At 41.9% G+C, this 25290-nt stretch carries 19 protein-coding genes; 4 read left to right on the plus strand and 15 right to left on the minus strand.

The window, feature by feature from the left end; all coding sequences use genetic code 11:
* Window positions 1–56: 56 nt before the first annotated feature.
* Genes OD355_RS03375 through OD355_RS03385 form a run of 3 tightly spaced genes read right to left on the minus strand, consistent with a single transcriptional unit; the run spans window position 57 to window position 2754 of the window.
* A complete protein-coding gene (locus OD355_RS03375) occupies window positions 57–743 on the minus strand; it encodes a DUF4129 domain-containing protein (protein ID WP_263037040.1) in 687 nt (228 codons plus the stop codon).
* Window positions 743–1693, minus strand: a complete 951-nt coding sequence (locus tag OD355_RS03380; protein WP_263037041.1) for a hypothetical protein — start codon at window positions 1691–1693, stop codon at window positions 743–745. Before OD355_RS03380 ends, OD355_RS03375 begins: the two co-directional genes overlap by 1 nt.
* A complete protein-coding gene (locus OD355_RS03385; protein ID WP_263037042.1) occupies window positions 1669–2754 on the minus strand; it encodes a stage II sporulation protein M in 1086 nt (361 codons plus the stop codon). Before OD355_RS03385 ends, OD355_RS03380 begins: the two co-directional genes overlap by 25 nt.
* 29 nt (window positions 2755–2783) lie before the next feature.
* On the opposite strand from OD355_RS03385, the gene OD355_RS03390 reads away from it, so the two are divergent.
* Entirely contained in the window at window positions 2784–3494 is a 711-nt protein-coding gene (locus tag OD355_RS03390) for an RDD family protein (RefSeq protein WP_263037043.1), read from the plus strand.
* On the opposite strand, the gene OD355_RS03395 is transcribed toward OD355_RS03390, so the two are convergent.
* The 11 genes from OD355_RS03395 to OD355_RS03445 all read right to left on the minus strand — a co-directional run bounded on the left by OD355_RS03395 (window position 3495) and on the right by OD355_RS03445 (window position 22601).
* Window positions 3495–4766, minus strand: coding sequence for a YeiH family protein (locus OD355_RS03395; RefSeq protein WP_263037044.1), 1272 nt, complete (start codon window positions 4764–4766; stop codon window positions 3495–3497).
* Between the two features lie 478 nt (window positions 4767–5244).
* Window positions 5245–5979, minus strand: a complete 735-nt coding sequence (locus OD355_RS03400; protein ID WP_263037045.1) for an SGNH/GDSL hydrolase family protein — start codon at window positions 5977–5979, stop codon at window positions 5245–5247.
* Between the two features lie 2 nt (window positions 5980–5981).
* Complete coding sequence (locus tag OD355_RS03405; RefSeq protein ID WP_263037046.1) at window positions 5982–7019, minus strand: PDDEXK nuclease domain-containing protein; 1038 nt, start codon at window positions 7017–7019, stop codon at window positions 5982–5984.
* A gap of 110 nt (window positions 7020–7129) precedes the next feature.
* Complete coding sequence (locus OD355_RS03410; protein WP_263037047.1) at window positions 7130–9415, minus strand: GH92 family glycosyl hydrolase; 2286 nt, start codon at window positions 9413–9415, stop codon at window positions 7130–7132.
* A 131-nt stretch (window positions 9416–9546) separates the two neighbouring features.
* Entirely contained in the window at window positions 9547–11181 is a 1635-nt protein-coding gene (locus OD355_RS03415) for a RagB/SusD family nutrient uptake outer membrane protein (protein WP_263037048.1), read from the minus strand.
* 18 nt (window positions 11182–11199) lie between these two features.
* Window positions 11200–14337 carry a SusC/RagA family TonB-linked outer membrane protein gene (locus OD355_RS03420; protein WP_263037049.1) on the minus strand — a complete coding sequence of 1046 codons (3138 nt, stop codon included), beginning with the start codon at window positions 14335–14337 and terminating at the stop codon, window positions 11200–11202.
* A gap of 242 nt (window positions 14338–14579) precedes the next feature.
* The gene (locus OD355_RS03425) at window positions 14580–15533 is read right to left on the minus strand and encodes a BT_3987 domain-containing protein (RefSeq protein ID WP_263037050.1); all 954 of its coding nucleotides are present in this window, start codon (window positions 15531–15533) and stop codon (window positions 14580–14582) included.
* A 34-nt stretch (window positions 15534–15567) separates the two neighbouring features.
* Complete coding sequence (locus tag OD355_RS03430; RefSeq protein ID WP_263037051.1) at window positions 15568–17412, minus strand: RagB/SusD family nutrient uptake outer membrane protein; 1845 nt, start codon at window positions 17410–17412, stop codon at window positions 15568–15570.
* Between the two features lie 25 nt (window positions 17413–17437).
* Window positions 17438–20845 carry a TonB-dependent receptor gene (locus OD355_RS03435; RefSeq protein ID WP_263037052.1) on the minus strand — a complete coding sequence of 1136 codons (3408 nt, stop codon included), beginning with the start codon at window positions 20843–20845 and terminating at the stop codon, window positions 17438–17440.
* Window positions 20846–20874: 29 nt separating this feature from the next.
* Window positions 20875–22002 carry a FecR family protein gene (locus tag OD355_RS03440; protein WP_263037053.1) on the minus strand — a complete coding sequence of 376 codons (1128 nt, stop codon included), beginning with the start codon at window positions 22000–22002 and terminating at the stop codon, window positions 20875–20877.
* A 59-nt stretch (window positions 22003–22061) separates the two neighbouring features.
* A complete protein-coding gene (locus OD355_RS03445; RefSeq protein WP_263037054.1) occupies window positions 22062–22601 on the minus strand; it encodes an RNA polymerase sigma factor in 540 nt (179 codons plus the stop codon).
* A 99-nt stretch (window positions 22602–22700) separates the two neighbouring features.
* Here OD355_RS03445 and OD355_RS03450 point away from each other — a divergent pair, with 99 nt between their 5' ends.
* The 3 genes from OD355_RS03450 to OD355_RS03460 all read left to right on the plus strand — a co-directional run bounded on the left by OD355_RS03450 (window position 22701) and on the right by OD355_RS03460 (window position 24761).
* Entirely contained in the window at window positions 22701–23453 is a 753-nt protein-coding gene (locus tag OD355_RS03450; RefSeq protein ID WP_263037055.1) for a PPK2 family polyphosphate kinase, read from the plus strand.
* Window positions 23454–23482: 29 nt separating this feature from the next.
* Window positions 23483–23911 carry a large conductance mechanosensitive channel protein MscL gene (gene mscL, locus OD355_RS03455; RefSeq protein ID WP_263037056.1) on the plus strand — a complete coding sequence of 143 codons (429 nt, stop codon included), beginning with the start codon at window positions 23483–23485 and terminating at the stop codon, window positions 23909–23911.
* Between the two features lie 76 nt (window positions 23912–23987).
* Window positions 23988–24761 (plus strand): segregation and condensation protein A, encoded by a 774-nt coding sequence (locus OD355_RS03460; RefSeq protein ID WP_263037057.1) that lies wholly within the window; start codon window positions 23988–23990, stop codon window positions 24759–24761.
* A gap of 219 nt (window positions 24762–24980) precedes the next feature.
* Here the strand turns inward: OD355_RS03460 and OD355_RS03465 are convergent, their stop codons facing one another.
* On the minus strand, window positions 24981–25232 hold the full coding sequence (locus OD355_RS03465) for a DUF6496 domain-containing protein (RefSeq protein WP_263037058.1): 252 nt from the start codon (window positions 25230–25232) through the stop codon (window positions 24981–24983).
* Between the last annotated feature and the right edge of the window lie 58 nt (window positions 25233–25290).

Raw genomic sequence — 25290 nt, forward strand, 5'->3', positions numbered from 1 at the left:
ATAAATGTAAATGCCTAAAAGCAGAACAAAAATTATTATAAATGCTTTATATGTTTTCAGTTTGTGCTTGCTTTTTGTTGTTGCTCAAATTTAGATTTTATATTTTCATACGCCTCTGTATCTATGCCATGTTCGCCATACCAGATGTATTCAAAAGAATGGGTAATGTCTGCAAACCAAGCCGCTGCCTGCATCTCAGCTATGTACGCATGGTTGGTCTTGTTGGGTTGCCAGCGGATCAGCTCCTTGTCTGATAAGAATTTTAATAATTGCAAATACCTGAAACGTACGGCCAGCCGGAGGTTGCCTGATTGCTCAGCCTTTTTTATCTCATCCGCAAAATCTATTTCATGAATATTTTCTTCACCTTCTGTATAAGCCTTGCCTTCCATATCTCTCCGTTCGAACATGCCCGATCTGTTCATGCCCGAAAGCTTATAAACAGCAAAAGCAATAACTATGGCACAGATGCTTAGCAGTCCTATCCAGAAGCCGCGCTCATTATTTTCATTGCTGAAAAAAGAGTGTAGCCATTGCCAGAAGCGCATCTTTAACCTGCTCCACCAGGAGAGTTTGCTTTCATTCCTGTCATACCTGAATGCTTTGGAATTTTTCCAACCGGCCATTTTACTTGCGGCTACCGCACGCACATGGATAACGGAAGTGGTGTCGCTTACAGATTTTGCCTGCGCGTATGTTTTTTGCAAAGGCAGCAACAACAATATGATCAGCAGCAGCCTCATTAATATCTTTCTTCGGTATCGTGCAGGCCCCTATCAGCGCTGCTGCCAATGTTTTGTATTCTTTGCAGCAGGCCGGTACCTTCTTTCTTCTCCACTAAAGAAAAATAGTTAAGCGATACGGTTATTACAAAGTACACATAAAAAATATAAGTGAATAAATAAAATATGGAATAAAGCGTACCTATCGACGAACCGATCTCTTTGGTGGTAAGGTACATGGCGCCGCCGAACAGCGCGCCTGTGATCAACCCGATGGCGCCCGATGCAAAGCTGATGATGATTGAGGATAATACGTAAACCAGGAAGCTGCTCCAGAAGTTGTCTTTCACCAGGTAAAAACATCGTTGCCATATTTTTATGAATGAGGTTTCTTCTTCGAAGATGATCACCTGCGATGCAATGGTCATGCAGATGCCGATGTAGATCAAGGGTATCAACAATAAGACAATAAGCACTGCCCCCACTATTGGTGAAATCAGCATGCCGCCAGCGATCAGCAGGCCTGCAACCAGCGCCAGGCACAAGCCAAACAATACATGGAAGAGAAGCACTTTCCATATATACTTTACTGTGCCTTCCCACACTTCGTTGAATGCAGGCGACTGATTTTGTTTCTGCATGTACAATTTCATATACACGTTAGGCACTGTCATGATTGCAGCAGAAGTAAAAATTGCCACGATAAACATTGACACCAGTAGCGGAATAGAAAAATTATCGTAATTGCTTAGCACATCTGCTCCGCCTTTCGTGGCTGTATCAAAAATGCCGCCGTAAAATTTGCCAAGCGTAAGCCCGAATAATACGGCAAACAACAATATAGCAATGCCTGCAATGAGGATATAGCTTTTGGTAAGCGGCTTAAACTCCTGCTTTATAAACGTAAGCGCATCACTGATGATGTCTCCGAAATACCTTACTTTTCTTAACTCTGTTTTTGGCTTAACCATCTTTTTAAATTTGGATGAATGTCAATACTGTTGCCGTTTTCAGCGGCATTTATTTTTTTGTAAATGATGTTTGGATAAACGATGAAGTACCATACGATGAAAGCAAGGCTGGCAGCAAGAACGCTTATGCTTAATGCTATGGGCATGTGCGTATGCCGCGTTACAAAGCCCTCCAGAAAACCGGCGGCAATGAATAAAGGTATTAACCCGAAAACAATTTTAAGCCCGTCCCTGGCGCCGCGCAGCATAGCATCTTTGCGGCTGTAAGTGCCGGGAAACAATATACTGTTGCCAAGGATCATCCCTGAAGCCACGGCAATAATGATTCCCCAAATCTCCAGTGTGCCGTGAATAAAGACAACCAAAATGCTTTTCAGGCCCAGGCCCTGCTGGAAGAAAAACGTTTCAAATGCGCCAAGCATCACGATATTTTTAAATGCTATCACCAGCGATCCTACCGAAAAAAATATACCGCTGGCAAACACAAACAAGGTAACGCGTATATTGTTGAAAGCTATGCCCAAAAACATTTTCACAGGATCTGCCTGTTTGTAAACGCCAAAGGGATCGCCGTTGCGGATGTTTTCCAAAGTCATGTTTACATAATTGTCTCCCAGGATGAGCCGTACAAAATCCGGATCGTGCCTGGCGGAAAAAATACCTATGAGTAAGAATACCAGGAAGAACAGGAACGCATATAAAAATGTTTTTTGATAAACTTTAAAAAGGTAGGGCAGTTCATATAGCCAAAGCCATACTATGCGTTTTTTGTTTTCTTTTTTGTTGCGGTAAATTTTTTGGTGATACAAAGAGGCCAGCCCGTTGAGATAGCCGATAACATTACTTTTCGGGAAAAATGTTTTAGCGTAGGCGAGATCATCGGTCACTTCCATAAAATGCTGAGCAAGCTCATCAGCTGAGCCCTGCGGGTTGCGGGCATTCGCTTCCATCTGTTTCCATTTGTCGGCATTTTGTTTTAAAAAAATACTTTCCCGCATAAGTTTCGGTAAAAAATATAAGTGAATAATCAACCGGTATTGTAAATTTAGTTTCTTTTGCATTATAACGAATAATTTATTAGTAAATAGTCATGTCTTTTATATCTATACAAACAGCACAGAATATTGATGTGGAGTACGAACTGGCAGGTTTAGGTCATCGTATAGTGGCCTGCATGGTAGATATGCTGTTGTTTATAGCATATTTCCTGGTAGCATTTTATGTACTAAGATTTACAGGTATAGATGAGCGTATTTCTGAAACAGCCTTTATTGTCATCGTGATTTTGCCGGTGTTTTTGTATTACCTGCTTACAGAAACATTCATGAATGGGCAGAGTATCGGGAAGAAGCTGATGCATATAAAAGTCATAAGCCTCGATGGCGGGCAACCCTCGCTGCGGCAATACCTGCTACGGTGGATATTCCGTTTAATAGATGTAACGTTTTCGCAGGGAGTGATCGCGGTAATTGCCGTGGCCATCAGCAATAAAGGCCAGCGGCTGGGCGATATGGTAGCCAATACTACTGTAGTTAACATGCGGCCGCCGAGAAGATTGGAGCATACCTTGTTTGTGCCCGTAGCCAATGATTATGTGATCAGCTATCCGGAAGTAGCTAACCTGTCTGCGCAGGATATGCTGCTGATAAAAGAAGTTCTGCAGATGCAGCACCGTGAAGAAGGTTATTACCTGCCGGCAGAAGCTGCCAGGAAAATAGAAAATGTGCTGAACATACACCGCAAAGAGGAACCAGCGCAGTTTTTGTATATTTTATTGCAGGACTACAATCATTTGCCATGATCAGCTAAACAACAACCACGCAATGAGCAGTGTAAGCACTACGTTGAAAAGCTGGGCAATTAAAAAAGCATAGAGCGGTTTTTTATTATCCTGCCTGAACAATTCTGAAAATTTTGTTTCCAGCCCTATGCTGGTAAATGCCAGCGCAAACCAAAGGCCCTGCAGGTTTTTCAGGCCTTCTTTTACCAGGGCCACCTGCTCACCGGAGAGCGCAAACGAAAATAAAAGGGAGGCTGCCACGAAGCCGAGGATAAATTTCGGGAAGCGTTGCCAGATAATTTTCAAAGTTGGCTTTTCCTGCTTTTCACCTTTTTGTGTATTGATGTAGGTCCAGTAAACAGAAATGGCAAAAGCTGCTATGCCCAGCAATACATTTTGTGAGAACTTAACAATGGTGCTGGTTTTCAGCGCTTCATCGCCAACCAGGGAACCCGATGCTACCACAGCCCCCGTTGTATCAATGCTTCCGCCCAGCCATGCGCCTGTGACTTTTTGTGAGAGGCCCATCCATTCAGCAAGGTAGGGCATAAAGATCATCATCGGTACGGCCACAATGAGCACTAAGGATATTACGTAAGATAATTTTTTATTGTCGCCTTTGATAGCTCCTGATGTAGCAATAGCGGCAGATACGCCGCAAATGGAAACTGCACTTGAGATCATCAGCCCCATCTCCTTATCAATCTTCAAAAACCTGCATGCATAAAAAGCAAAGTACCACACGCACAGAACAACGATCAGGGATTGAAGAAGCCCGAGGCCGCCATCTTTCAGGATATCGGAAAAAATAATGGTGGTGCCGAGCAGCACAAGGCCTATCTTCACGAACATTTCTGAAGTAAGTGCTTTGCTAAACCATCCAGGAAGTTTCATGGTGTTGCTGATGAGCAGCCCAATACCCAGGCTGAATATCACAGCCTCGAGGTTGAGGCTTTTCATAACACTGCTGCCTGCAATGATCAGGGCGACTACTGTCAGCAAATAAATCACAGGAAAAACAATGGCTATCTTTTTTACCTGTTTACCTGTGAGCCATCCGCCAAGTATGGCAGTAAGCATGACTATAAAAAACTGCAACCCGATCTTTAACAGGTTGTCCTGCGATAGAACCTTACTGAAAAGTTCACTATTGCCTTTCCACGAAAAAGAAGGAGTTGGAAAAACAAGGCCCGACAATGCCAGTGCAATAAGCATAAATCCTAATAGCACTACAGCCCAGTCTTCTGTGGCAATTGCTTTTTTATTTACGACAGCAGGTTGAGGGTTATTCATGCGGAAAAATTATGGACAAAAATAGCCAGATTTCAACTCTGTTTTTTATGAATTTTATCATGCATTGCTTGAAAGGTTGCTTACTAAAATATCATTGGTATTTTACCATTCCCAAAATTGAGCGTGTGTTATTGATAATGTATCGTTGGCTAAGAAATGATTTTTTTGTTGTATGATTCCGCAGGAATCGTATGTGTGTAGAAAACAGGTTAGCTGGTGCGTTCCATAGGACTGCTATATCCATTGAAATATATTATTTCTCTATTCACGTGTATATATTTATTTGGTTTTGAGTTGGCACATGGAGTAGCCAAAACCTTAATTCTTTATTATCATTCCCGGTTCGTAAAGATGCTTCATCTTTATGGTTATTGTATGTGTATAAATTTCAGTACGCTGCTTCGCAGCTGTTTTAGAATTGCCCACATGGAATAACCTGTATTTTATATTTTATACTTATCGCCGGTGGTGTAGATACTTAATCTTTATGGTTATTTCTTTGAAATAAATATTGCCTTTCTTTTTTCTGTTTTTTTGTGCTCTCGGGCGGTTTGTTTGCCAGCGCTTTCTGCACAAGATTTTCCATGATTAAATATGCATCGCTGTTCGGATGCACACCGTCCCCGGCATATTTTTCCGGTAACCCGTCGCGCTCATCTTTCAGGGCGCTGTGATAGTCTACATATGTAATATTATTCTTTTGCGCATAATCTTTTATCATGGCGTTTAAAGTAATAATATCCTTTGCCGGCTGCAGCTCTTTTCTCCAGCTAAACTGATAAGCCGGCAAGGCAGAGCAAAGAACTGCGCGTACATTGTTTGCCTTTGCTATTTCACACATCGAAATAATATTGCCTAAAATATTTTCCAAAGCAATATATCCCGTGTTGCGCGCAATATCATTGGTGCCCGCTAAAATCACCACAGCCTTAGGTTTCAGGTTAATAACATCTGCACGGAAACGCACCAGCATCTGCGAGCTTGTTTGTCCGCCTATACCGCGGCCGGTATAATTATTTTGTTTAAAAAACTGCGGATGTGTATTTGCCCAGCCTTCTGTAATAGAATTGCCGAGAAACACAACAGTTCCCGGAGATACTGTTTTATTTGCTTCTGCGTATTTGGCAAAGTTAGCCCAGTCGGTATTGCTGTCCTGCGCAGATAAAATGCCGAATACTAAAAGAGATGTAACCGTAAAAATTATTTGTTTCATTACTATAAGTGTTTTTTAATGTTATTTTCTGCAATGCGAATGGCTTTCTGAAGTTTATCTTCTAATACCTTGCGATCTGGAAGCTGGGTCATATATCCTGCAACTTTTATCGGCGAGTTGCCGTCCAACATAAGGTATTTTATTTGTTCAGGAGATTTTTCACTGCACAGAATAAGCCCAATCGGTTTATTTTCTTCCTCTCTGCTTTCATTTTTTTCGAGCCAACGCAAATATAGCTCCATCTGGCCTTTGTAAGCAGCTTTAAATTTACCAAGTTTCAGGTCTATAGCTACGAGGCATCTCAGGCCACGATGATAAAACAATAAGTCGATATAATAATCCTCATCGTCTACCACAATTCTTTTTTGACGTGATAAAAAAGCAAAATCTGAACCCATCTCTATAATAAACTTTTGCAGGTTTGCAAGAATGGTTGCTTCCAGATCTTTTTCGCTGTAAGTATCATGAAGTCCCAGAAAGTCTAAGAAATAAGGGTCACGAAAAGTAAGATCGGGAGTAATCTTCTTTTCATTTTTTAATATTTCCAATTCGTTGATAATTGTTTTTTCCGGTTTAGCGCTTATGGCTGTTCTTTCAAACAGCATACTGTTTATGCGTTCCTGCAATGTGCGCACACTCCATCTTTCATGTATGCACATTTGTGTGTAGAACTCGCGTTTTACAGCGTCTTTTACAGGGATCAATATTCGAATATGTGTCCAGCTTAATTGTGTACTCATTGCGTACACAATTTCAACATTTGGAAACAAACTATTAAAATTTACAAATAAATGTAGATTTTTTTTACTGAATCCGGCGCCATAAATATTTAATAAGTGCTTGCTTAACTCTGCAATCACAGCCTTTCCATAATCGGCCCTGTTGTTTTTTAAAATATCATCATTAATTTGCTTTCCTATATTCCAATACAAAATTGTCAGCTCACTGTTGACAGTTGCGGCAACGCGCTTTCGGGCATTATCAATAAGAGAAACGATAGACGAAACCAGTTGATTGGTATTGGCTTCAGGTTTCTTCATTCTTTAATGATTTTAAATTCAGCTAATTTACGGAAAGAATCCTATTCTTTATAAAAGAAAAAAGCTGCCGGAAAATTCGACAGCTTTAAGCAATATTCTATAAAGACAATTTATTTATCTGTACTCATGGAAAACGGATGAGCGCTTACACCGGTATTCCTTGTTTTATTGGGTGTGGCACTCATAGAAAAGTTAATCACCCCGCCCTTTTGTAAATCAAAATGTTCGAGGTAGTTTTTGGTAACGGGTTTGCCGTTGAAAGTCATAGCTTGTACGTACCGGTTGGCAGCGCTGTTAGCAGGTGCATTGATAGTAAGTTTTTTACCATTCTCAAAAGTAATTTCCGCTTTTTTAAATAAAGGCCCGGCCGTTACATATTGTGTGCTTGCTGGCGTTACCGGGTAAAACCCGAGCGCCGAAAAAACATACCAGGCAGAAGTTTGCCCGTTGTCTTCATCGCCGCAATACCCGTCAGGGCCGTAGTGGTACATTCTGTCCAATACTTCTCTTACCCAATATTGAGATTTCCACGGTTCAGAAGTATAATTATACAAATAGGTCATATGCTGTATAGGCTGGTTGCCGTGTGCATACTGCCCCATATTCATTACCTGCATTTCGCGCATTTCATGAATAATGCCTCCGTAACGTGAACCGGTAAAATCTGGTGGCATTATGAAAACCGAGTCTAACATGTTGATGAACTTTTTATCGCCGCCCATCAGGTTTTTCAGGCCTTCAATATCCTGGAAAACACTCCAGGAATAATGCCAGCTATTGCCTTCGGTAAAATCGCCGCCCCAGGAATAAGGATTAAAGTAGCCTGCAAAGTTTCCTTTGCTGTCTTTGGGCGCCATTAATAAATGTTTCGGGTAAAAGAGATTTTTATAATTCATAGCTCTTTGCTTGTAAATAGCTGTTTCCGCTGCGGGTTTTCCAATAGCTTTTCCAAATGCATAGATGGCATAATCGTCGTAAGCATATTCAAGTGTACGGGCAACATTTTCGTTTACATTTACATCGTTGGGCACATAGCCAAGTTTATTGTAATGTTCTACGCCTCTGCGTCCTGTAGCGTGAGGCCCTTCGTTGTTGGCGCCGTGAACCAGGGCTTCCCACAATTTTTCAGTATCATATCCTCTCAGGCCTTTAAGGTATGCATCTGACACTACGGATGCGGAGTTGTTGCCTATCATAATACCGCGATAGCCGGGAGATGACCATTCCGGCAGCCAGCCGCCTTCTTTAAAGTTATTGATAAGCCCTTCCTGCATTTCTTTGGCAATGGAAGGATAGACAAAATGCAGAAAAGGGTAGAGCGCCCTGAAGGTATCCCAGAAGCCGGTGCCTGCAAACATGTATCCCTTTTCTATGGCGCCGTTTTGCGGGCTGTAATGCACAATCTGTCCCAAAGAGTTTTTTTCATACATCCTTAAAGGAAAAAATACCATGCGGTAAAGCGAAGAATAAAAAGTGCGTACCTGCGACTCTGAGCCGCCGCTAACCTTTACTTTGCCCAGCACATCGTTCCATATTTTTTTGCCTTCGCTTCTTACTGTTTCAAAAGATTTATTGCCTATTTCCTGTTGCAGATTAAGCTCCGCCTGCGCATGGCTGATAAAAGAAGAAGCTACTTTAGCGTTGACCACAGCGCCTCTCTGCATATTTTTAAAGCCTACAACAGCGCCTGCATGTTCACTGGTGATCTCCTGTGCTTTTACAAAATTGCCATTGTCCCAGCCATTCACATAGTCGAAAGGACGGTCAAACTGGATAACAAAATAATTTTTGAAATTCTTGGGAACACCGCCGCTGTTGCGGGTTGTGTAGCCAATAATTTTATTTTCCTGCGGAATGATTTTTATGTACGAGCCTTTGTCAATAGCATCGATCACTACAAATGCGCTGTCTGTTTTAGGAAATGTAAACCTGAAGCGCGCAGCTCTTTCGGTAGGCGTGATCTCTGTAGTAACGTCATGGTCTGCGAGGTATACTTTGTAGTAATGGGGTTGTGCTACTTCTGCTTTGTGGGAAAACCAGCTTTCGCGCTCGCTTTCTTTAAAAGCCATCTTGTTTACCGTGGGCATGATGGAGAAATAGCCGTAGTCGTTCATCCAGGGAGAGGGTTGATGTGTTTGTTTAAAACCTTTGATTTTGTCGGCCGTGTATTGATAGGCCCAGCCATCGCCCATGTTGTTGGTATGCGGAGTCCAGAGGTTCATGCCCCAGGGCATGCCGATTGCCGGGTAGGTATTACCGTTTGACATTTCAAATTTAGACATGGTGCCCATCAGCGGGTTCACAAAATCTACCGGGCTTGCGGGAAATGAATTAACCTGGGCAAAAACCGTTTGCAGGGAAAATAATAAAGCGATTGAGAATAAGAGTTTTTTCATGTGTATAAGGAATTAAAAAATTACGCGCTTAAAGGTAAAATATAAAAAGGGATTTTTCGTAGTAAAAGATAAAGGCAGGGTTTAAAAAACAAGGTCTCGGAATTCCGAAACCTGTTTTATAATTTATGTATTTAATTCCATCCCGGGTTTTGATTTTTCAAAGATGGATTGGCTTGCATTTCTCTTAACGGAATGGGCCAGAGTAAAGCATGCTCAGGAATTGCTCCAACCTTAACAACACCCTCTGGCTTGTTTTGAATTTTAGCGCTTGCAAGAGGTGTCCATTTCAATCTTCCTGATCTCGCTCCATCTTCTTCGGGGTAAAGACGCGTACGACGAATATCATCCCAAATTTTAAATTCTAAAGGAAATTCATGGAAACGTTCAGTCAATATAGATTGTATGAGGGCACTGCCACTTGCAGTTTCATCAGTTAATCCGGCACGTTTACGTACCTGATTTAGATAGCCTCTGGCTTCTGCTTCCTGCCCTGTCCTTGCCAAACCCTCAGCTGCAATTAACAGGATTTCAGCATATCGAATTATCGGCATGTTGTAGTCACCATCGCGACCGTTTACCAATCCTGTTGAATCAAACCATGCCCAGTTTCCTATATTGTTTAAAGTATGTGTAAGCTTGGTTGCATCAGTAAATTCTCGGAAGAAGAATTGCTTTTCCATACCACGAATATCATTAGATGCGTAGCTGTTGATTAGTATATTACTGGGCAGATAGGCGTTGTATAACACATCGCCTCCGGGTTTGAAGACGTTCTTGTTACTCGTGTCTTTCCATTGGAAAGCATCGGCTCCGATTGAGCGAACAGCGTAGGAGTTGCCTACGTTGAAGTTCGTCATGTCATACTCTTTAGCATAAATGATTTCATTTGAAGACTTTGTCGTTTTAATAATATTAAATGCTGAATTACGTCCATTTGTGGTGCCATTAGGGTCAATCAGCGCATGTTGACCGCCGGTAATTACCTTTTTAGCCATATCCGCTGCCTTGGTGTAGTATTCTATACCGCCATTGAGAGGTGCTCCTGCCCATTGTAGATACACTTGCGCTAACAGTGACTGTGCCATAGGTTTCGTCACATAAGCTCCATTATCGTAAAAAGCTTTATTGGGTAATGCACTTCCTTCGGCAATTTCCAGTAAGTCTTTCTCAATAAACTTATAGATATCTACAGCCGGTGTACGTTCCTTAAATATTCCTTCGGTAGATGTATAGGGCTCTGAAATCAAAGGAACGTCTCCGAAATCTTTCACTAAAGAAAAGTAGGCCAAAGCGCGGAAAAATTTACCCTGCGCCAAATAATTATTCATCGTAGCTTCATCTAATACACCAGCCATTTTAGGTGCATTGGCAATTACAAAATTGGCACGGGAAATACCAATATAATATTCGCTCCATAGTTTTTGTGCAGTAGAGTTAAAAGATTCTATATTGAAAGTGCCATTTTCAGATGCGTTTGTAAATGTTCTGTCTTTTCGTTTGTCAACAAACAGCCCGGACATTACACCTCCCCACATTGTAGCTTTTGGTGTCCAGCCTCCATCTACATCTATATTGTGCAGATAAGGTACCCCACCAAAATAAAGTCCGTTTACTGCTGATTTCGCGTCAGAAGCGGTTTTCCAGAATTGAGTAGCAACTTTTGTATCTAAAGGGTTTTCTTCCAAAAATTTATTACAGGAGCTCAATAGCATTGAAGACGCTCCTAGGAAGAGTATAGCAACTATATGTATTTTATGTAATTTCATATTAGTACAATTTATAAGTTAAAATGTAATATTAGCGCCAAATGTAAATGTTCTAGCCCTCGGATAAGTAAAGAACTGGCGATTTGCCCCCCACTTATTATCTCCTAAACGAGAAGAGTTGTCTGGATCATATCCTAAATAATCAGAAGAAGTGATTAAGAAAGCATTGTTTAGGTTCGCATATAAACGCAATGCTGAAAAGCCTACTGTTCTAATAACATCAGGTGTAAATGTATAACCTAACTGAATCAAATTTCCTCGCAAATAAGAACCGTCTGCAATCCATGTATCATCGGCATTTGCATTGCTTCCCATACCAAAGTTCGCTAAGCGGATTGCCTGAGCCGTACCATTTGGATTTAATGTTGGGTGCCATGCATCTTTGTAAAGCCGGTCAATTCCACTTGTTAGGAATCGACCTTCTGTTGAATGGAAAAACTCCTGCATCACTTGTACCCCCCAAGTGAATTGTAAATCAACGGTCAGATCAAGTCCCTTGTAATTAAAGGTATTTATAAAAGAGCCCATCCAACGAGGCAGACCATGACCTAGAATCTGGCGTTCTTTATAGGTAACTTTTTCGCCAATAATAGTAGGAATATTCATCGTTTGAGGGTCCCAATTGGCGGGTATTCCATCGTATATCCCAGCTCTTTTATATCCAAAGAAAGAAGACAGTTCTTCGCCCTCGCGAATAAGCATATCGTAACCTACAAACCCATCGGTAGTAATTTGTCGTTTGCCGGAAATCGGGTCAATGGATGCAGCTTCATCCAATTTTTCAACACGGTTTTTATTGTAACCCAAGTTAACTGTTGAAGTCCAATTGAAATCATTTGTCTGCACGGGGTGAGCCGTTAACAATAGGTCAACACCTCTATTAGAAACCGATCCAATGTTATCCATTACAGCGGAGAAGCCTGTTGATAATGGTAACGGACGACTAAGGAGCAAATCAGAAGTATATTTATAATAATAAGACAGCTCAAGATTCAGGCGATTTTGGAGTAATCCAAGATCAATTCCGGCATCCCACTGAAGGGTTCTTTCCCATTTCAAATCAGGGTTAGGCATGTTTTCCAGATAAGAAACTACCCGCAAAGCATTGCCTATAATTGTATTTGATTGGCCTACACGTGCCAATGAAGCATAGGTGCCTATTTCAGAATTTCCGGTTGCTCCAATAGAAGTATGCAGTTTCAAACGGCTAATAGCAGGGGCATTTTGCATAAAAGTTTCGTTAGAAACCATCCAGCCAAAACCTAACGACGGAAAAAATGCATATTTATTGTTTTGTCCGAATTTAGATGAACCGTCGTAGCGTCCTGTTACTGTAGCCATGTATTTGCTGTCATATGAATATGCAGCGCGCAAGAAATAAGAATTCATTGCCCATTTATCATAATCGCTGCCAACTGAAGGACGATTGGTGCCTTTACCCAAATTATAAAAACCAAAATAATCATCTACGTATTTGCTGTCAGAAGCTGAAAAATAGTTATAAACATATTCCTGCCACGACATACCCGCCATGGCATTGATAGAGTGCTTGCTGATGAGCTTTTTATAAGTCAGGTAAGTTTCTTCCTGCCAGTAAAATGTAGCAGAATTTGAGCCGGAAGCTGTCCCTTCGGAGTTTTGATTGATTAATGGACGTGGAGTAAACGGTGTATAATTGGAATTGCGGTTGTTTTGATAATCTACCCCTAATTGCGTTTTTAATTCCAAGTCTTTTGTAAGGTGAAAAGTAAGAGCCGCATTACCAAAAATCTGTGTTCTGTATTGCATTGAGCGAATCCGCTCAAGCAACTCTACCGGATTGCCCACTCCTTCCGGACTAAAATTCTGTGTTGGTCCGCCGGGATTATTTTTATCTAATGGGATAGCTGTTGTTTTTACATTATTTGTTTGCGCAAACATTCCATTTGCTAATCTAACAGGTAGAAAGGGTAGCTGTTCTATCATTGTACGCAATGCACCCTGTCCGTAGGGATTATCAGAAGTTCTATTACCCCATGTATGATTGACTAACAAATTAACGCCCGTTGATAACCATTTGGTTGGTTTATCGTCATAAGCCAATTTTGCATTTACGCGTTTAAAATAAGTGTTATGCAGAATACCTTGCTGATCGGTATAGTTTAAAAATGCTCCAACTGACGAATTTTCTCCGCCACGTTGAATATTGATTTGGTGGTTATGAGAAATAGCAGTCCGAGAGGCTTCTTTCTGCCAGTCTGTATTATATTTTGGTGTACCATCAGCATTAAATAAGTCAGGATCTGTAAATAATTGTGATAGATCAGTTGTGAAATTTTTATTTTGCCATGCATTGGCATTTTCCAAGCCTTGTTTAAAAGCAGCCATCCATTCGTTAGAATCCATGACATCCATATATCTTGCCATTTTACCTACCGATACAGAACCGTCATAAGAGATTTGCGCACCTCCGCGAACGCCACGTTTGGTTGTTACAAGAATAACACCGTTTGCTCCACGGGCACCGTATATAGCAGCAGATGATGCGTCTTTTAAAACTTCAATAGATTGAATATCATTGGGATTAAGAAACTGGAAGTTTGACATAACTACTCCGTCAACCACATACAAAGGATTTGCTGACGCATTAATAGTAGCCAAACCGCGAATAACAACGCGCATTTCACCGCCAGGTTGTCCTGTGTTGGAAAAAATATTCACTCCGGCGGCTTTGCCTTTTAATCCTTCCAGAGCATTAAAGGATTGAGATTTTATAATATCGCTTCCCTTTGCCACAGAGATAGATCCAGTAAGATCTGATTTACGCATGGTTCCGTATCCAACTACTACGATTTCGTCCCCGGCAGATTCAATATAAGAAGACAATGTAACGTTTAGGGTAGGACCATTAACTGTTCTTTCCTCGGTGGAAAAACCAACTGAAGAAAATTCGAGAATATCTCCGTTATTAGCAGAAATAGAATAAGTTCCAGACGAATTAGACACCACTCCCGTAGTTCTTCCTTTTACATTTACAGATACGTTTGGAATACCCTGACCGGTAGAGTCAGATATAGTCCCGCTGACTCTCTGGGTTTGTTGGCTATATGAAGCCACAAAATACATCGACAGGAATAAAAAAATTCCACATCTAATAAGCGAACGAGTTTGTTTCATAGATTTTAGTTTGTTGTGAATATTTGGCTTAATCGATAATCTAAAATTACCAACTATTGTTTAATTTTATAAAAATTAGAAAAAATTTTTTTATAAATATATGATAGCATGGCAATGTGTTCATCAGTTTTTTTGTTTGCTTTCCGACAGGACTGCTTGTTGCATTAAGATGCATAATCTTTAGCAACATGGCATAAGCACTTGCAGTAATTTTATGACTGCTGTTTTAAAGATCAGGCAAGTCACAACTCATAATATTCTATCACACGCCATTCGCTCATCTGGAAAAGACCGCCGCCGTTTATTTCGGTGACTACGATCCTATAGAATTTATATTGGGTTTCATTCTCAAACTCAAACCTTCTTGTCTGATTCCTGGAGGAGAATTTTTCGTCTGATCTGGAATCAAGCGTTGTCCAGTTGTTGCCATCGGCAGATCCCTGTAACATCCAGTTTTTAGGATCCCTGTCAGGAGCATCGTTGCCCGAGGTAAAAGTGTAAGCTCCGATTTTTACAGGATTCTGGAAAGTAAGTTGGAAGCCAAAGGGCATTTTACTCTTGATGTCGAAGATCAGGAATTTAGATGAGTAGTCTCCATCCACGAGTTTTTTTGAGCCTTCACCTGCATCAGGACCCCCGTTATTTTCATGGCTTACAGCAAGCGAGCCTGAATTAGTAATATCTCTTTCCGGCCTCACAACAGCATCAAACCTGAAAAAGGCTGTATGCAAAGCAGTATCCAGCTTCCCAGTAGAAACACTGGTCATTTTTACCGGCAGCATATACTTTGTGTGGCGGTCTACTTTTTTGGTTGTCAAAGCAATGAAGAGCGGCTCAGAATTTATTTGGCCGGCTTTGATCACCGTGCTAAGGCCGGAGAGTATATAAGTGCTGTCCGGAAGTAGCTGGTAGCCTGTATTGTGTTCCAAGTTGTATTTTTCCACCAGCGCAGGATCTACACTAAAGTTGGCAGTAATGTCTGAATCCGGATAGCTCATACCTCCGTAGGCTGCACCGAAGTATATATTTTGGGGTTTCTGTGAAAATAATATCTGGAGTTTGTCCCTATTGTTTACAGCTTGCGGCATGTAAATGGTACCCTCATTCGGCAGGGTTATTTCCCTATCTTTCTCGCAGGAAGGCAGCGTAAAAATCGCTATCCAGCCCATGAGGCATATTTTAAAATAAGTATTCATTATAAATATTTTTTTATTTGATTGATCTTTAAAATTACCAGCCTGTATTCTGCACCAGTAGCTTATTTGTTTTCAGCACATCATTGTCAGGAATAGGCCAGAGGTAGTCCCTTTTCCTAAATACTCTCACTTCCAGGGGTACTATCTTATAGAATTTATCACCGTTTTCATTCATATTCATGCCGTAGAAAGTGCCGTTGTCTGTAACCTCGGCAATTTTCCATCTGTGGCAATCAAAATACCGCACGCTTTCAAAAGCAAGTTCTACTCTTCTTTCTCTGCGAATAGCTTGTCTCATTTCTTCCTGTGACGCCGGGGCTGGAAGTTCAGCTGATCCGTATGCAGGAACGAATGCCCGTTTCCGGATCTTGTTTAAGTAAATGAGAATATCTGCATGACCGGGATTATATTCGTTGAGCGCTTCAGCATAGTCAAGGTATATTTCTGCTAAACGCAAATATAGACCTCCTTTTCTGCCTCCTGTAATATATCCTTTGCGCACAATATAGCCGGTGGGCGAAACATCCGAGGTGCTTTGCGAACGTCCTGAATTGCCACTGAACTCCATATTTACCACCACTTCTTTATCGCTACCACTTTGGTTCAGCCAGTAGCTGTTATTGTAGGTTACACCTACATAGAATCGGGGCTCTCTGTTTACCCACTGGTTGTAAGTTCGCCTGGCTTTAACATCAAAAGGAGCCTTGAAATCAGAAAATCCTGTTGACAGGTAGCCGGAAGCTGGATCTGTTATCGGCAAACCGTTTTTCATAAAATATGCATCAACCATAGTCTGCGTAACGCCCAATGCGCCAGCTCCCTGCAGGTTGCCTGGAAAACCAACCAGTTTGGGCCTGATATCGTAATCAATATTCAAATCTGAATTAGACCTGCCAAATATCCATTCTTTGTTCCACTCATCAGTTACCACATTGCGGCCTGCAAGGTAAGCTGCTATAAAAGGGTCTGAATTATTTACGGTGTACAGATCGTAATATGCTGGCACAAACTCATCAATAAAAGCCTTGGCTGCATCGGCGGCTTTCTTCCATTTGTTCTGGTCATACGTCTGGCTGATCAGTTGTTTGCCGTCGTTATTCTTCAAAGATGCATAATCTGCATTGCCATTGAATAATGGGCTGGCTGCCAGCAACAGCGCCTTTTCTATATATGCTTTACAAACACCCTTGGATATTCTTCCCCATTGTACCGCATTTTTTTCCGGCGCGCTGTTTGGCTGTTCATCAAAACCGGGCCAGTAAGGAAGATCCATTGCTGCGGAGTCCAGCTGATTTACAATGTAGTCTATACACTCATCCATTGAGTTTCTTTCTCTTAATACCTCATTCAACGGTGCATCAGGTTGAATTACCTGGTCTCCGAGTAATGGCACAGGGCCGTACATCCTGACTAAAAAGAAATAATAGAGTGCTCGTACACCTCTTGCCTCTGCTTTGAAGCGTTTTTTTAAAACAGCGCTCACCTCGCTTGCATCGGCACCATCTATATTGTTTATAAAGTCTGTGGCGTTTCGGATAGATTTGTAATAATTGAGCCAGAAGGTTGCTACATTATTATCCGTTTTTTTCCACGTGCTGTAGTTAAGCTGGTTGGCATAATGGAAGTCCCAGTTGTATTTAGCCTCGTCGGAGCCTGCACGCCATGGACCGGAATAGCCGTTTCCTACAAAGCGTTGCTGCAGTTCATTGGGCAGGTTGGCATATACTTGTGCCAAGTATTTCTCTACCAGGTTTTTTCTTTTAAATATCTCATCAATGGTAAGCCTGTCTTCAGGCACCTGGTCTAAAAACTTTTTACAGGACCCGGTGGTAATCAAACCCAATAACGCGAGTGTGTATATAATATTTTTAAGTCTCATTGTTTTCTTTTTAATGTGGTGAAGGCTAAAAGTTTGCCTGAACGCCTATTGATAATGTTTTAATGTTGGGGTATCGTGTTCCGTTTGATGTATTTAGTTCAGGGTCCCATAGTTTAAATTTGCTCCAGTAAAACAGGTTTACGCCCTGCAGGTACACGCGCATATTTTTTACGTGGATATTGCTAAGCCATCTTTCAGGAAAGTAATAGCCAAAGTCTACAGTTTTCAATCTCAGGAAGTCCATATCTTTCAGCCACCAGGTGCTGGTTTCGTTGTTGTTGCTGTTCACAGAGTTGCCGTAGCCCAGCCTCGGATAAAATACATCCTGGCGTGGGTTGTCCGGCGTCCACCTGTCTGTGGCAATGGCAAACAGGTTGCTTCTTTCCGCGCCTGTGCTGTTGCTGAACGGGATAATTCCGTCTCCACTGATCACCCTGTCTGCTCCTTCTGTGCCCTGGAAGAAAGCGCTCAGGAACCAGCCCTTCCAGTTTACATTAAACCCAAAACCATACAACAGGTTTGGAACATCTCCGTTACCAATACGTGTTCTGTCGTAAGAGTCTATTTTCCCATCGCTGTTCAGGTCTTTATATTTAATATCTCCGGGCCTTGCCCTTCCCAGGGCAGACTGATCGGCGCTATTGTCAATATCTGCCTGGTCTTTAAACAATCCTTCTGCCACGTAGCCGAAAGTGGACAGTATATTTACGTTTCTTCTTTCCATATATGGCCAAGGTTGTACCGGCTGATCATTTTCCAGTAATTTATCTTTGTTGTAAGTAAATGTACCTCTGAATGTCCAGGTTGTTGGTCCTAGGTTAAAAGGCAGGATTTCTACGGTGCCGTCAAACCCTTTATTTTCTACAACGCCCAGGTTGCCCCATGGATTATTTTGCAATCCCATGTAGTCCGGCAGGCTGTTTCGTTGCAGGAACACGCCTGTTCTGTGCTCTTTGAAGTAGTCGAGCACCACTGAAAGTTTTGAGTTGAATGTTTTAAATTCTAATCCCAGATCCTGCTTGTGAGAGCGCGACCATGTAACATCTACGCCATAGTCAGAAATAGCTACGCCACTGTAGCCGCCAAATGAACCGGGAATACCAAACTGATAACCATTTGCATCATCCTTGACAATGGTAATGTAGCCAAAACGTCTGCCACCTGCCGCCGACCCCACATATCCATTGGAATACCTTAGCTTCAGGAATTGCAGGTACGGTTTCAGAGGCTCATAGAAGGTTTCGTTGGAAATTACCCAGCCTGCACCCACGGAAGGGAAGAAGCCGAACCTTTTGCTGGGAGCAAAATTCTCAGAACCGTTGTAGCCGAAATTTCCTTCAAGAAAATAACGGTTGTCATAGGCGTAAGTTGCGCGCCCAGCTATGCCGATACTCCTGTATGGCAATGATGCCGTAGCATCGTTTGCAAAGGCTTCAATATAGTTTTTAGCGTTGGCAAGCAATAGACCTGTAACCTGGTGTTTGCCAAAACCGCGGTTGTAGTTAATGGCTGTTTCTACGTAGAAATTACGGTTACCGTTGTTGTATCTTTTGTATCCCAATGCATCAGAGCCGTTTGCCAATATCACCAGGTTCAGGGTGCTGTCTTCTTTATACGGGTTGCCCTTGTCTATGGTATAAGTAGTGCGCCTTCTTACTCTTTCTATAGTTTGCGAATTCCAGATATCGAATGAAAAGAGGCCGTATACAGATAAACCTTTAGTAATAATATCCAATTCCTGTGTGATCTTTGCATTGGTATATAACTGATTCTGAAAAGTATTTTTATAACCTGTCTGCGTTATAAGGCCGTAGGGGTTTGGCTGTGCATCATAGCTTTGGTTTACGCCCGGCACCAGATTCCCAGGATACATAGCGGGATACAGCACGGGATTTGTCTGCATAACCATACCAAATATACCTTCTACATCATTTCCGGGGGGTGGCGGATTGTCTCCGCTGGGTTTTACGCCGGGGTAATTGGTGTTGGCGATATATCCCTGTATGCCCAGTTCAAACCTGGTAGTGTTTGTCCACTTCATATTCACGTTCGAAGTAAAGTTGTATCTTCTGAAACGAGCGTCAGCATTGTATCTCTGTAATGCATCTGTTTTCAGCAGGCTGGTCTCGTCATAGTATGCCAGCGCCACATAAAAGTTGGTATTTTCGGAACCGCCCCGTGCGCTGAAATTCGCCCTCCTGTTAAGAGATGTTTTATTAAAAATAGTGTTCATCCAGTCTACATTGGGATATAGATTGGGATCGAAACCTGACAGTGTTCTTTCGATGTATTCCGGAGAATATTCTATGCCCTGTCCTGATGCTAGCCTGGCTTCGTTTCTTAGCTCCATGTAGGTTTTTGCATCGGCCAGTTCGGGTACTTTTGTAAATGATGTATAGCCTTGGGTGTAGTTAGCCATAAGGGCTATTTTCCCCGGTATACCTTTTTTTGTTTGTATCAGAATCACGCCATTGGCGCCTTCCACGCCGTAGACTGCTGTAGCAGTAGCATCTTTCAGTATGGAGAAAGAAGCAATGTCTTCAGGATCGAGTGAATTGATATCTCTACCGGAAACACCATCAATAAGGACGAGCGGGCCTTTTGGATTATTGCCAAAAGTAGAAATACCCCTGATCCAGATGTCGGCAGCATTCTGTCCTGGCAGGCCGCTTCGCTGCACGCCAACTATACCGGCGATTCTGCCCGCCAGAGATGCACTGATGTTAGCTGTAGGCTGTTTTAATTCTTCCACATTGATGGTGGATTGCGCGCCAACAAGGCTAATCTTCCTTTGCTGCCCATACCCCACCACCACTACTTCTCCCAGCGATCCTTCCTGAGCTTCCAAAACTATATTGAGCAAGGTGTTGTTGCCTACAAATACTGACTGCTGCACATAGTTTACACTGGAGAATACCAGGCTGTCTGCTTTGGAGGCGCGGATAGAGAATTCACCGTTATTATTCGTTACGGTGCCCAGCGTGGTGCCGGGTATGGTTACGGAAATATTGGACAAAGGCGTGCCTGCCTTATCCTTCACGGTGCCCGTTACAACTACATTGCGTGTGGTGGGCGTAGTAACAGGCGTATGGCGCCCGGCTGTCATCACCACAACGCCGTTGCTTTGCTTTACATACTCCACATTCTGCCCCGCAAGAATCTCACTCAACGCCTCGTCAATACCAACGTTTTTCAGCGTAGCAGACACGGTCTTCGTGTCGTTGAGTATATCGTTGTTGTAAACAAAGCGGTAGTTTGTCTGCGCCTCGATCTCTTTCAGGAATTCAGACACGGTTTTGGTGCCCTGCAAAGAGATATTACTTTGCTGTGCAGCAGCCTGGAAGAAAAATGCAGAGCAGAGTAAGCCGATAATACTACAGACTATCATTCTGCCCGCCTTCCCGGTGGCAATTAAACTTAAACATTTAAACATAACATAGCATTTAAGAATGAGTGTTGATATTATTTAGATATATAGATCACATTGTTTTTTACATAAAAATCAAAGGAGTAGGAGGTCTGCAATACAGTAAGCACATTAATGATGTTTTCATTGTCGAATGTGCCTGTGAAGCGGTAGTCGGCGACTGACTGATCCCTAATGACTATTTGTATGCCGTACCATTCTTCTAACCTTTTTGCAATGGTTGCCAGCGTTTCATTGTTGAACACCATTTTATGCCGCGACCATTTTGTAGCCACCGGTAATTTGGTAAACGAGTCTGTCAGGGCCTTATTTACAAAAGCAGAATCCGGGATATTGATCCTCTTCTGGTTTGCAAGTTGTTTATCAGCTGCCGGCATACTGCGCAGGGCGAACTGCTGGTTGGGCTGTAAAACAATTTTTTGTTTCACAAATTTATTAGGCAATATCTCTATTTTGCCCCGCAGCAGCGCAGCTTCGTAAGTATCTGTTTCCTTGTAGGCTTTTACATTAAAAGCAGTGCCGAGAACCTGTATATCCAGCTTGGCAGTATGAAGTAAAAAAGGGTGTGCCGGATCATGCTTTACGTCAAAGTAGGCTTCGCCTTCCAGGGTGGCAACTCTTTTATGGCTGTTAAAATCTTTATCAAGTACCAGCCTGCTGTTTTCGTTTAAAAAAATGATGCTGCTGTCAGGAAGTTGTATGGTTTTCTTCTGCAGCGCTTTGGTTACAAATACAAAATCAGCCATCTCGCCAGCCGGTGCGTTTTGTGCATTAAAGAAATAGGCCAGCAGCAGGCTGCCAAAAACAATCAATATACATGCAGCGGCTGCAAACCATACTTTGCTGCGACGCTTATTGCGCATGAATTCTGCCGGTATGATTTGGGTGGACACGCTTTCCTCTGCTATAATATCTCTTATTTTTTCCTGTAGCAAAATGCCTTCGTGCAGGGCAGATAGTTGTGATAAGAAATCACCCTGCCTGGCTGAGAGTATCTGCAATACCCTCTTTGCCTTTGAAAAGGCTTCCTGTTTGTGGGGATTGTTTTTAATCCAGTCTTCCCAAAAAATACTGTCAATAATATTAGTGCCTAAACAATAATTCTGGAATGTCTGGTCGCAGACAAAATCTTCTATTTCGTATATAAATGAATCTTTTTCCATCAATTAACATTGATTGTTAACTAATGACTGTAGAATCAGTAAATTTTCCTAAGAAAAATTTAATTATTTCCTAAAATAGATTTTTTTAAAATCTTTATGGCATCATAAATGGTATTGTAAGCCGTTTTTTTTGTCTGAGAAGTGATGGTGGCAATCTCGTCATAACTGCAATTTTCATAAAACTTCAGTCGTATGAGTTTCAGCTGTGTTGGTGTAAGTTTTTTAAGCGCTTTCCTGAGTTTTAACTGCATTTCAGAATCTTCTTCGAGGCGTATAATGATTTCTTCATAAGAAAGCTCTTCCTCGGCGCTGTTAAAAACCTGAGGGTTTGCTTTTTGTTCATCACTTAAAAAATCGTAGAGTGTATTTCTGAGCGATGTAAACAAATAAGCTTTCACATTATTTACCTGGGGAAGAGTTTGGCGCTTGTCCCAGAGTTTTAGGAAAAGCTGGCTGATACAGTCTTTGACGGTGTTGCTGTCGCTGTACAGGCTGATGCCAAACCTGTATAGATGAAAGTAAAGCTCATTGTACAGATCAAAAAGGGCTGTTTTTTCTCCTTTGGAAATTTGTTCCCAGATATCTTTTAACTGCGACATTATTCAACCAAATATATCTAATTTGTTCTGCAATGTTAAAGATAGTTTGTATTTTTATCATACGGTAGAAAACTAATATCTTCCTTATCTAAATTACCTATGGCAAAAACTGACCTGCATAAGATAAGCACACTGCCTCCGAAAGGGGCGGAGAAAGAGGCATATAAAACAAAGACCAAAGAAATCCTTTGCCAGTTAGACGATTATCAGAATCTTTTATACGCCGAAGGCAGGCATTCGGTGCTGATAGTATTACAGGGAATGGATGCTTCCGGCAAAGACGGGCTCATCCGCGATGTGTTTACCTATATGAACCCGCAGGGCATAAGTGTACAGTCATTTAAAGTGCCTACCGAAGAAGAGCTTGGCCATGATTTTTTATGGCGCATTCACAAACACGCACCTGCAAAGGGCATGATACAGGTGTTTAACCGTTCACACTATGAAGATGTGCTGGTAGTGCGTGTTCACGGCCAGGTTTCAGACGAGCTGGCACAGGGCAGGATGAAAGCAATAAACAATTTTGAACGCATGCTAACAGAGCATAACAATACCCACATCTTAAAATTTTACCTGCATGTATCTGCCGAAGAGCAGGAAGGGCGGCTGAAGGAGAGAATGGTAAACGAGCAGAAAATGTGGAAATACAACGCCAATGATTTTAATGAAGCAAAGCTGCGCAACGAGTACATAAAATATTATAATGAGGTATTCAATACCTGTAATGAAGTGCCCTGGAACATTGTGCCTGCAGACAAGAACTGGTATAAGGAATACGTGGTTGCAGAAACCTTGCTGAACCTGTTTAAATCTCTGAACATGAAATACCCGGTTTTAAAAGACCATAAGTAACATTATATTTTCACCAATAAATTTTAAAGATGAGCTTTGTAAAAGAATTTAAAGAATTTGCCGTAAAAGGCAATGCCATTGACCTTGCCGTTGGTGTGATCATTGGCGCAGCATTTGGTAAAATTGTGAGCAGCATAGTAGATGACCTCATTATGCCGGTAACAGGTGCTATCATTGGCAAGCTGGATTTCAGCAGCATGTACACCGTACTGAAAGGCTCCGTGCCTGCCGGCACCAAACTGGAAGAAGCGCGTAAAATACCTGATACAGCCATTTTCGCCTGGGGCAACTTCATCACCATCATTATTAATTTTATACTGCTTGCACTGATTATTTTCTGGATGGTAAGGCTGATCAACAAGATCAGGAAAAAAGAAGCTGCAGTGCCCGCACCGCCGGCAGAACCCTCGTCTACAGACAAGCTGCTGATGGAGATACGCGATGAGTTGAAAAAATAAACGGATAATAATTTTATTGTAAATTCGCAAAGTCCTGAACATTCAGGACTTTTGTTTTTGCTAAATATCTTATGTATTGAACACACCCAACTACCAGATAAAATTAGATCATTTTGAAGGGCCGTTTGACCTGCTGCTTTTTTTTATTGAAAGAGATGAACTGGATATTTACGATATACCGGTGGCAAAGATTACGGATGATTTCCTTTCTTTCATACACGAGCAAAAAAGCGTAAACATTGAGCTTAGCAGTGAGTTTATCCTGTTTGTATCCACCCTGATGCGCATCAAGGCCAAAATGCTTTTGCCCAGGAAAGAATTAGACGATGCCGGCAATGAAATTGATCCCCGGCAGGAACTGGTAGATAAAATCCTGGAATACAAAAAATACAAGCAGGCCTCGCTGGAACTCGCAGAGAAAGAAGCGCTCAGGCAACTGATGCAAAAACGCGGCAACCTGCAGCAGGAGCTGATAGATATTGGCGAAGAAGCAGCCGAAGGCACGGAAATAACCACCGTGAACATTTACAAGCTGATGAAGACTTTCGAGAAAGTGATGAAAAAGCTTCACGAAAGAAATAACAAACCCATTCATACCGTGATCCGCTACAACTACACCATGGAAGGCAGCCGCGACTATGTAATGGATGCAGTGAGTAAAGAAAAAGTAATGGCCTTTGAAAACCTGTTCAGCGTTTGCGAAGACCGCATTCATGCCATCTTTATTTTCCTGTCCCTGCTGGAACTGGCTCAGATGCATTTCATGTCTATTGAAGTGCAGGAAGGCAGGAATAATTTTATAGTGGAATGGAATGAGGAGAGGGAAGAGGAAAATTTAAATGCCCCGTGATTGGCAGATATCTATGAAGGTTGTGTTTGTGTATAATGTAGTTGTTGTTGCCGCAAACCACCGGGCGTTCCAGGTCTAATAAATCTTTGGCCGGGCAAAAGAAGAAATTTCTCGCGAAGTGTACTTGCGAGAAAATCTTGGCAATAGAAGCAGTACTTTGCATAGAATCTTATCTGGATTATCTATGCAGCAACAATAGGAATGCGAAGATCAATACTCTTACTTTTTTGCCGCTGCCTTCTTTGCCGCTTTTTTAGGAGCAGCTTTTTTGGCTGCAGCTTTCTTCGGGGCCGCCTGCTTAGCCTTTTTCGGCACTTTCATACCTTCTTCCTTTGCTTCTGAAATGCCGATGGCTATGGCTTGTTTGCGCGAAGTAACTTTATCTCCCGAAGAAGATTTTAATTTTCCTTCTTTAAATTCATGCATTACTTCGCCCACTTTATCGCTTGCTTTTTTAGAGTATTTTGCCATGGTAAAAAATTTAATTGTTATTTGTCACCACAAATGCAGGTCCAAACAATGTTAAAGC

The organism is Haoranjiania flava (assembly GCF_025631005.1).
GTDB lineage: Bacteria > Bacteroidota > Bacteroidia > Chitinophagales > Chitinophagaceae > Haoranjiania > Haoranjiania flava.